Source organism: Nocardioides sp., from assembly GCF_025964975.1.
In the GTDB taxonomy this organism is placed as follows: domain Bacteria; phylum Actinomycetota; class Actinomycetes; order Propionibacteriales; family Nocardioidaceae; genus Nocardioides.
In genome coordinates, this window is the sequence record NZ_JAOPXV010000034.1 from 1 (window position 1) to 9,340 (window position 9,340).

Here is a 9,340-nt window from a genome sequence, read left to right on the forward strand (position 1 = left end):
TCTCGGCCCAAAATCGGCGCTCCACCTCATAAGGCAACGGTGGTTTGACCATCACAACTCCTCACATCAGAGGTGTTGCATCACTACCTAGAACCGAAGGACCCGAGAATGTGGCTCACGCACCGCCCGTGCAAGGCAAGGAGCGGCGCCCAGACCTACAGCGCCAGGCCGAGCGCCGCGTCCAGGACCTGACGCACCGCCGCGGCGGCGTCCGGGTCGCTGGCGTCCGCCAGCCCGTGCTCGGTGTCGCCGAGCGTGGACGCCACCCACTCCTGGACGGCGACCAGTGCGGTGGGCGCGTCCAGGTCGTCGGCAAGGGCCGTGAGTACGGCGCTGACGACCGGGGCTGCCGGGGCACCCGCGCCCAGCGACAGCGCCTTGCGCCACAGGTCGACGGTGTCGACCGCGTTCCAGAGCTGGTCGTCGGTCCACTCCCAGTCGCTGCGGTAGTGGTGGCGGAGCAGCACGAGCCGGATCGCCATCGGGTCGACGTCGCTGTGGCGCAGCGCGGAGACGAAGACGAGGTTGCCCTTCGACTTCGACATCTTCTCCCCGTCGTAGGCCACCATGCCGGCGTGGGCGTAGGCGCGCGCGAACCTCTGCCCGGGGTCGGCGACCTGGGCCTCGCCGGCGCACATCTCGTGGTGCGGGAAGATCAGGTCGCTGCCACCACCCTGCACGTCGAACCCGGCACCGAGGTGCTCGGTGGCGATCGCCGCGCACTCGATGTGCCACCCGGGGCGCCCCGGTCCGAAGGGGCTGTCCCACGAGGGCTCGCCCTCGCGCTCACCGCGCCACACGATGCAGTCGAGCGGGTCACGCTTGCCCTCGCGGTCGGGGTCTCCCCCACGCTCGCCGAAGACGCGCAGCATCTCGTCGCGGGTCCAACCGGAGACGCCACCGAAGTCGGGGTCGGCCGTCACCGAGTAGTAGAGGTCGGTCTCGACTTGATAGACCGCGCCGCGCTCCAGCAGCCGCGTGATGAGGTCGATGACGAGCGGGATCGACTCCACCGCTCCGATGTAGTGGTCGGGCGCCAGGACCCGCAGCGCCTGCATGTCCTGCCGGAAGAGCTCGGTCTCCCGCTCCGCCAGCTCGACCCAGTCGATGTTGACCTTGTCGGCGCGCTCGAGCAGGGGGTCGTCGACGTCTGTGACGTTCTGGACGTAGGAGACCTCGTGACCCGCGCTGCGCCACGCGCGGTTGAGCAGGTCGAAGGCGAGGTACGTCGCTGCGTGGCCCATGTGCGTCGCGTCGTAGGGAGTGATCCCGCAGACGTAGAGACGGGCCGGGCCCTCGGGCCGGGTCAGGACCGGGCCGCCCGTCGTGGTGTCGTGGATCCGAACGGCTGGACCGCTGGCGGTCAGTTGGGGGACGTCAGGAGATGACCACGCACGCATGTCGGGCAGCCTATCCGGCTCAGAAGGGAGGCCAGGGAATGACCGGCCACTCATCACGCGGCGACGGCAGCTCGTCGGAGTCGAGCAGGGCCTGACAGCGCCGGACGAACGCTGCCACCTCGGCGCGGGTGACGTGCTCCGCGAGTCGCTCGCGCAGCTCGGTGTCGGCCAGCAGGCGGCGTACGCCCTCCTGCTCCTGCTTGGTGAGCCGCTCCCCCAGCCACCCCCACAGCACGGTGCGCAGCTTGTGCTCGACATGGAAGGTCAGGCCGTGGTCGACGCCGTAGCGGTGCCCGTCGCCCATCGCGAGCACGTGCCCGCCCTTGCGGTCGGCGTTGTTGACGAGGACGTCGAAGACGGCCATCAACCGCAGGCCCGTGGTGTCCTCGTGGACGAGCGATACTTCGCGGTCCTGTGCGTCCACGCCGTCGAACACGTGACGGAACCCGTCGGGCGTGCTGTCCGCGGGGACGATCGCCACAGCCGCCTGGCCCGGGTCGGGCTCCTGCCAGACCTGCACCATGCCGAGGCCGTGCGGCCCGTCGCGCAGGATGGTGCGCGGCACGATGTTCCAGCCCAGGGACTCGCTGACGAGGTACGCCGCCACCTCGCGGTCCGCGAGGGTGCCGTCGGGGAAGTCCCACAGGGGGCGCTCGCCGGCGACCGGCTTGTAGACCACCCGCAGGTCTCCCACCTCGCCCACGAACGTCGCGTTGGAGGCAGGCATCACCCGCCCGTGCAGCGTGAGCTCGCCGACGAGCGGATCGTCCACGGCTACTGCGGCTCCCGACGCCGGAACCCGTTGGCACGCACGCAGAGGTGGCCGTCGGGGTCGACGGGGTTGCCGCAGAACGGGCAGTCGGGACGGCCGGCGCTCACCACGTTGCGGGCCCGCGCCACGAAGGCACGAGCCCAGCCCGCGGTCAGCCGGACCATGAAGATCTCGTCGGGCTCCGGCTCGGCCAGGTCCTCGTCGAGCTGGTCCGGGGACACCACGGCGGCCTCGGTGAACGGGAAGACCTCGATCACGAGACGCTCGGACGCCACCTCCCACGACAACGTCATGGTCCCGGCACGGAACTCCTCCTCGATCGGCTGCTCGAGCGGGTCGTTGTCGATCTGGTCGAAGGGAGCCACCGCCGGGATCAGGGTGGTGGTCTCCTCGGCTCGCATGACCTCGTCCAACAGCTCGTCCACGCGTTCGGAGAGCACCTCGACCTGCTGCTTCTCCAGCGCGATGCTCGTGATCCGGGCGCCGGATCGCGCCTGGAGGAAGAACGTGCGGGCGCCCGGCGGGCCGACCGTGCCCACGACGAATCGCTCGGGCGGGTCGAAGGCGTGAACCAGAGGCATGTGACTCACCCTAGGACGGCGTCCCAGCCGCCCCGGGTCCGGCTCCCCCGCCGACCACCGCGTCCTGGGCCACCTTCCGGCGACGCTGGCGCGCCGACGGGGCGGGCGTGAGCCAGGACAGGTCGCCTCCGGTGGTGTTGACCCCCAGCACGTAGGGCCGTGCCTCGGTGAATCGGACGATCGAGACCGACGCGGGGTCAACCTGGATCCGCTGGAAGAGGTCGAGGTGCGTGCCCAGGGCGTCGGCGAGGATCGCCTTGATCACGTCGCCGTGGCTCACCGCCAGCCAGACCGCGTCGCCGCCGTGCTGCTGCTGGACGAGCCGGTCATGGCGGCGTACGGCCTCCACGGCCCGGTCCTGCATCGTCCGCATCGACTCGCCGCCGGGGAACACCGCGGCCGAGGGCTGGGACTGCACGACCTTCCACAGGGGCTCCTTGGCGAGGTCCCTGAGGGCGCGGCCCTGCCAGTCGCCGTAGTCGCACTCGCTCAGCCCACGATCGGTCGCGATCGACGGTCCGTGCGGCTGGTGCTTGCTGATCGCCCGGGCAGTCTGCTTGCACCGCTCCAGTGGGCTGGAGACCACCTCTGCGAGCCGCACCGGCGCCAGCCGAAGGCCGGTCGCCGTCGCCTGCTCGGCCCCGCGCTCGTCGAGCCGCACTCCCGCCAGCCGTCCCGCCAGCACACCGGTGGCGTTGGCGGTGGTTCGGCCGTGCCGGACGAGGATCACCGTTGCCATGCACGCGACCCTAGTGGCACTAGCCTGAGGCCGTGATCGTCGACAACGCGCTGTACCGCAAGGGCGTCCGCGTCCCCGTGGACGGGGACCACGCCACTCTGGGCGGCGCTCGAGTGCCGTGCGAGGCCGGCGACTTCCAGTGGATCGGGGTCCACGACCCCACCCCCGAGGAGCTCGCGCAGATCGCGAGCACGTTCGACCTGCATCCGTTGGCCGTCGAGGACGCGGGTGACTCCCACCAGCGGCCCAAGGTGGAGAACTACGGCGAGACGCTCTTCCTCGTGCTCAAGACGCTCTGGTACATCGACGAGGAGGACGCCGTCGAGACCGGTGAGATCAACCTCTTCGTCGGTCCGGACTTCGTGGTGACCGTGCGCCACGGGGAGGGCATCGACCTGGCGACCTCACGGCGCGATCTCGAGCGCCGCGCCAAGGTGCTGCAGCACGGACCACTCGCGGTCATGTATGCCATCTGCGACCGGGTCGTCGACGAGTACGAACGCGTCGGCGCGGCCTTGGAGATCGATGTCGACGAGGTCGAGGAGTCCGTCTTCTCCCCTGCTCGCAGCGACGACTCCGTCCGGATCTATGCGCTCAAGCGCGAGATCGCAGAGGTACGCCGCGCAGTGATGCCGCTCCGCGAGCCCATGCGCCGCTTCGCCGCGGGCCAGCTCGAGGGCATCGACGAGCAGACGGCGACCTACTTCCGCGACGTCTCCGACCACCTGCACCGCGTCTCGGAGGTCGTCGACAACCTCGACACCCTGCTGTCGACGGCCTTCGACGCACACCTCGCCCGCATCTCCGTGCAGCAGAACGACGACATGCGCAAGATCTCCGCCGGCGCCGCCATCGTCGTCGTGCCGACCATGATCGCCGGCATCTACGGCATGAACTTCGACCACATCCCCGAGCTCCACTGGCAGTACGGCTACGCCTTCGCCTGGGCCCTGATGATCGGCACCGCCCTGACGCTCCTCGCCCTCTTCAAGAAGTCCGGGTGGTTGTGAGCGCTCCCCTGGCGCGCACCGGGCGGCGGCTCAGCGCATGGCAGGTCGTGTGGTGGTTCGGCTTCGTCAGCCTGGCCGCTGACATGGTCTACGAGGGCGCGCGGTCGATGTACGGCCCAATCCTGGCTGCGCTCGGCGCGTCCGGTCTCGTCGTCGGGTTGGTGACCGGGGCGGGCGAGGCGATGGCGCTGGTGCTGCGCCTGGTCTTCGGGCCGGTGGCCGACCGGACCGGTCGCTACTGGACCCTGACCATCACCGGCTACGCACTGACGGCGCTCTGCGTGCCCCTGCTGTGGTTCGCTCCCCGTCTCGGCGCAGCCGGGCTCGCCTTCGCCACCGCGATGATCCTGCTCGAGCGTCTCGGCAAGGCCGTGCGGTCGCCCTCGAAGTCGGCCCTGCTCGCGCACGCCGCCGGTGCTGTGGGACGAGGGCGCGGGTTCGGCGTGCACAAGGCGCTGGACCAGGTCGGCGCGTTCTCCGGGCCGTTGCTGGTCGCCGCGGTCGTCGCCGGGACCTCCATCTGGGCCGGCATGGCCGTGCTGGCGATCCCGGGTGCCCTGGCCATGGTCCTGCTGGCGGTCCTGTGCCGGCGGGTCCCGGATCCCTCGGTGTACGACGACTCACCGCGGTCGGCGACCGCGGAGCCCCCGCGAGCCTGGCTGGCGGACGCGATGGGCGCCGGCCTGCCACCGGCCTTCTTCCGCTACGCGCTCGCCTGCTCGTTGACCACAGGCGCACTGGTGACCTTCGGCATCATCGGCTACCACCTGGCCGTCGACGGGCTGGTGCCGGTGGCGGCAGTGCCGCTGGTCTATGCCGGTGCGATGGCGGTCGAGGCGGTGGCGGCCCTGGTGGTCGGGGCCGTGTACGACCGCACGGGAGCACGGGTGTTGCTCCTCGTGCCGGTGCTGGTCGCGGGCGTCCCCGCGCTCGCGCTCGGGGGCTCGGTCGGGCTCGTCCTGGTCGGGGTCGCCGTGTGGGGCTTCGCGCACGGCGTGCAGGACTCCACGATCAAGGCAGCGGTCGCCGACCTCGTGCCGGCGCACCGCCGCGCGACGGCGTACGGCGTGTTCGCAGGCATCCAGGGCGCGCTGGCCGTCGTCGGGGGCGCCGGGGCGGGCTGGCTCTACGACCGCTCGCTGCCGGCTCTCGTCGTGGCGGTCGCCGTCAGCCAGGTCGTGGCGCTCGGCCTGCTGGTGAGCACCCTGCGCGCGCCTGACTGACGTCAGTCAGGCCCACGCTCATGGGTTGAGGACGCCCGTCGCCACCATGATCAGCGTCGCCGTCCCGAGCGCGACGCGGTAGAGGACGAACGGCGTGTAGGACCTGGTGGAGACGTAGCGGAGCAACCAGGCGATGGCGGCGTATCCGACGACGAAGCTGACGACCGTGGCGACCAGGGTCGGACCCCACCCGTAGGCGTTGTCGCCGCCGGGGATCTCCTTCAGCTCGAAGATCCCGGCGCCGACCACGGCCGGGATGGCGAGGAGGAACGCGTAGCGGGTCGCCGCCTCCCGCTCATAGCCGAGGGCCCGGCCCATCGAGATGGTGGCGCCGCTGCGGGACACACCCGGGACGAGGGCCAGCGCCTGCGCCATACCCATCAGCACGGCGTCGCGCAGGTTGATGCTCCGGATCGTCTTGTCGTTGCGGGAGAAGCGGTCTGCGATCCCCAGCACGACACCCATCACGATCAGCGTGGAGCCGATGATCCAGAGGTTGCGGAAGTCGCTCTCGATCACGTCCTTGAGCAGCACGCCCAGGACCACGATCGGCAGCGAGCCGATGATGATGAACCACCCCATCCGCGCGTCGAGGTGCCCTCGCCACTCGGGCTTGACCAGGGACAGCACCCACGCCTTGCCGATGCGCCAGATGTCGTGGCGGAAGTAGATGAGGACGGCGAGCTCGGTGCCGATCTGGATGACGGCCGTGAAGGCCGCGCCCGGGTCGCCCCAGCCGAAGAGCTCGGGGAAGATGCGCAGGTGGGCGCTGCTGGAGATCGGCAGGAACTCGGTCAGGCCCTGGATGGTGCCCAGCACCACGGCCTTGAGGAGATCGAACACGTCGCAGGAGCCTACGCGGGCGATCACGGCGAGCCGAGTGGGCGCGCTCGGGTGGCGTGGCTAATCTCGGCGCATGCAGCAGCGCACGCTCGGCTCGACCGGCCTGAAGGTCTCGCGCCTCGGTCTCGGGACCATGACCTGGGGTCGTGACACCGACGAGCACGAGGCACGCGACCAGCTCATCGCCTTCTCGGAGAAGGGCGGCACCCTCCTCGACACCGCAGCCGGCTACGGAGACGGCGCCAGCGAGGAGCTCATCGGCACCCTGATCGGCGACGTCGTCGCACGAGACGACATCGTGCTGGCGACCAAGGCCGGCATCTCGCGGCGCTCCGGCGAACGCGTGCTGGACACCTCACGGGGCCACCTGCTGACCGCCCTCGACGCCTCGCTCAAGCGGTTGGGCGTCGACCACGTCGACCTCTGGCAGGTGCACGTCTGGACCGACGAGGCCCCCGTGGAGGAGACGCTGACGGCCCTGGACCTCGCGGTGTCGTCCGGGCGTGCGTCGTACGTCGGCATCTCCAACTACGCCGGCTGGCAGACCGCCCAAGCGGCGACGTGGCAGCGAGCGGTGCCCGGCCGCGCGACGCTGGCCTCGACCCAGGTCGAGTACTCCCTGTTGGCCCGCGGGGTCGAGCACGAGGTGCTTCCAGCAGCCGCTGCGCTCGGCCTCGGTGTGCTCCCGTGGTCACCTCTGGGCCGGGGCGTGCTGACCGGCAAGTACCGCAGCGGCACTCCGTCCGACTCGCGGGCCGCTTCGCCGCACTTCGCCGGCTTCGTGAACAACTACCTCGACGAGCGCGGCCGCGGCATCGTGGAGAGCGTCGTCCGGGCAGCCGAGGGCCTCGGCTGGACCCCGCTCGAGGTGGCGCTGGTGTGGGTGCGTGACCGGCCGGGCGTCACCGCCCCGATCGTCGGCGCACGCACCGCAGCCCAGCTCGACGGCGCACTGGCGGTCGAGGACCGCACGCTGCCTGCCGAGATCATCGACGCCCTCGACGACGTGAGCGGGGACTGACCGTGCCGCGCGAGCACCGCCGCCCGCCACGACCCGGGGTGGAGTGGGAGTTCGACACGCTCACGCTGCCGCGCGACTACTCGCGCAACGTCGTGACGCGGATGCTCGTGGAGCGGGCCGAGCACGGCGGGTGGGAGCTCGACCGCGTGCGGATCCAGAACGACGGAGTCCGCCGCATCGTGCTGCGGCGCAAGATCATCCGCCAGCGGTTGACCCTCTTCGCCGGCTGAGGGTCGTGCACCTCGTTGCCCTCCGGCGCTACCCCGTGAAGTCGATGGGTGGCGAGCGCCTGGACGCTGTCGAGGTCGACCGGCGGGGACTGGTCGGCGATCGGGTCAACGCCGTCGTCGCCACGACGGAGCCCTTCATCGAGGAGTCGTGGGTCGAGAAGGCGCTCTCACGTGGACCCGTCGCCCTCGGCGTCGTCTCGCGCGCAGCACGCTGCCGGATGGTCGACATCGCGCAGGACGGGTTCGTTCCCGCAGACCGACTGCTCAAGCGCCTCGGTGAGGAGCGCGACCTGGCACTCGGGGTCTACGCGGACGTCATCCGCCCAGGGGCGATCCGGGTCGGCGACCTGGTCACGCTCCACGACTGAGTGAAGTCACGCGGCTGCAGGGTCAGACGCCCTCGAGGAACCGGTCGAAGACCCGCGCGCCGAACTCCAACCCATCGACCGGCACGCGTTCGTCGACCCCGTGGAACAACGCGGTGAAGTCGAGGTCGGCCGGCAGCCGCAGGGGCGCGAACCCGTAGGAGCGCACCCCAAGCTTGTTGAAGTGCTTGGCGTCGGTGCCACCGCTCATGAGGTACGGCGCCACGACGGCCTCTGGGTCCTCGGCGAGCAACGACCGCGTCATCGCCGCCACCAGGTCGCCGTCGTACGGCATCTCCCAGGGCTGCTGGTGGGAGATGTGGTCGAACTCGATCCCGTCGCCGGCGAGCGCCCGTAGGGTGTCGAAGAACTCGTCCTCGTAGCCCGGCAGGAAGCGCCCGTCGATGTGGGCCGTGGCCTCTGTCGGGATGACGTTGACCTTGTAGCCAGCGTCCAGCTGAGTGGGGTTGGCGGTGTTGCGGATCACCGCGCCGAGCATCCGGGCGGCGCTGCCGAACTCGTCGATCAACGACTCCGCGTTCTCCGGTGTCGCCTCCGTGCCCGCGATCTCCGCGACCGCAGCCAAAAGCACCTCCATCGTGGGCGTGAGCCGCACCGGCCACTGGTGCGCACCGATCCTGGCCACCGCCTGAGCCAGCCTGGTGACCGCGTTGTCGTCGTTGATCATCGATCCGTGGCCGGCTCGACCGCGCGCGGTCAGCTTCATCCACGCCATGCCCTTCTCCGCCGCCTCGATCAGGTAGATCCGACGACCGCGGACGGTGGCACTGAAGCCGCCGACCTCGCTCACCGCCTCCGTGCAGCCGTCCAGCTCGTCGCGGTGGTGCTCCATCAGGAACTCCGCGCCCTTGTGGCCGCCGGCCTCCTCGTCCGCGGTCAGGCAGATGACGATCTCCCGCTGCGGGGCACGGTCAGCACGAGCACGTGCCCGGACGACGCTCAGGAGCATCGCGTCGAAGTCCTTCATGTCGACCGCGCCGCGGCCCCAGACCTGGCCGTCCTCGACCTCGCCGCTGAAGGGGTCGACCTTCCAGTCCGACGCCTCGGCCGGTACGACGTCGAGGTGGCCGTGCAGCAGCAACGGGGCGCGGCCGTCGCCGCCGCCCCAGCGGGCGACGAGGTTGGCCCGACCGGG

At 70.7% G+C, this 9,340-nt stretch carries 11 protein-coding genes; 5 read left to right on the plus strand and 6 right to left on the minus strand.

The window, feature by feature from the left end:
- Window positions 1-155: 155 nt before the first annotated feature.
- The 4 genes from mshC to JWN68_RS02745 are packed head-to-tail and all read right to left on the minus strand — an operon-like array spanning window position 156 to window position 3,492.
- Window positions 156-1,400, minus strand: a complete 1,245-nt coding sequence (gene mshC / locus JWN68_RS02730) for a cysteine--1-D-myo-inosityl 2-amino-2-deoxy-alpha-D-glucopyranoside ligase (RefSeq protein ID WP_297734318.1) — start codon at window positions 1,398-1,400, stop codon at window positions 156-158.
- A 19-nt stretch (window positions 1,401-1,419) separates the two neighbouring features.
- Window positions 1,420-2,172: an SCO1664 family protein gene (locus JWN68_RS02735; protein WP_297734320.1), complete on the minus strand. Its 753-nt coding sequence runs from the start codon at window positions 2,170-2,172 to the stop codon at window positions 1,420-1,422.
- Window positions 2,173-2,174: 2 nt separating this feature from the next.
- Entirely contained in the window at window positions 2,175-2,753 is a 579-nt protein-coding gene (locus tag JWN68_RS02740) for a DUF3090 domain-containing protein (RefSeq protein WP_297734323.1), read from the minus strand.
- A 10-nt stretch (window positions 2,754-2,763) separates the two neighbouring features.
- On the minus strand, window positions 2,764-3,492 hold the full coding sequence (locus JWN68_RS02745) for a histidine phosphatase family protein (RefSeq protein ID WP_297734326.1): 729 nt from the start codon (window positions 3,490-3,492) through the stop codon (window positions 2,764-2,766).
- 32 nt (window positions 3,493-3,524) lie between these two features.
- Here JWN68_RS02745 and corA point away from each other — a divergent pair, with 32 nt between their 5' ends.
- A complete protein-coding gene (gene corA, locus JWN68_RS02750; protein ID WP_297734329.1) occupies window positions 3,525-4,502 on the plus strand; it encodes a magnesium/cobalt transporter CorA in 978 nt (325 codons plus the stop codon).
- On the plus strand, window positions 4,499-5,725 hold the full coding sequence (locus JWN68_RS02755; RefSeq protein WP_297734333.1) for an MFS transporter: 1,227 nt from the start codon (window positions 4,499-4,501) through the stop codon (window positions 5,723-5,725). The genes corA and JWN68_RS02755 overlap by 4 nt, the downstream gene beginning before the upstream one ends.
- 18 nt (window positions 5,726-5,743) lie before the next feature.
- On the opposite strand, the gene JWN68_RS02760 is transcribed toward JWN68_RS02755, so the two are convergent.
- Window positions 5,744-6,568 carry an undecaprenyl-diphosphate phosphatase gene (locus tag JWN68_RS02760; RefSeq protein WP_297734335.1) on the minus strand — a complete coding sequence of 275 codons (825 nt, stop codon included), beginning with the start codon at window positions 6,566-6,568 and terminating at the stop codon, window positions 5,744-5,746.
- A gap of 73 nt (window positions 6,569-6,641) precedes the next feature.
- On the opposite strand from JWN68_RS02760, the gene JWN68_RS02765 reads away from it, so the two are divergent.
- From JWN68_RS02765 to JWN68_RS02775, 3 genes are read left to right on the plus strand one after another with little or no spacing between them, the layout of a single operon-like run.
- A complete protein-coding gene (locus JWN68_RS02765; RefSeq protein WP_297734338.1) occupies window positions 6,642-7,589 on the plus strand; it encodes an aldo/keto reductase in 948 nt (315 codons plus the stop codon).
- A 38-nt stretch (window positions 7,590-7,627) separates the two neighbouring features.
- Entirely contained in the window at window positions 7,628-7,819 is a 192-nt protein-coding gene (locus JWN68_RS02770; protein WP_297734341.1) for a DUF5703 family protein, read from the plus strand.
- Between the two features lie 5 nt (window positions 7,820-7,824).
- On the plus strand, window positions 7,825-8,187 hold the full coding sequence (locus JWN68_RS02775) for an MOSC N-terminal beta barrel domain-containing protein (RefSeq protein ID WP_297734344.1): 363 nt from the start codon (window positions 7,825-7,827) through the stop codon (window positions 8,185-8,187).
- Between the two features lie 22 nt (window positions 8,188-8,209).
- Here JWN68_RS02775 and JWN68_RS02780 read toward each other — a convergent pair.
- The coding region (locus tag JWN68_RS02780) for a M20/M25/M40 family metallo-hydrolase (protein ID WP_297734348.1) at window positions 8,210-9,340 on the minus strand (1,131 nt) is incomplete at its 5' end.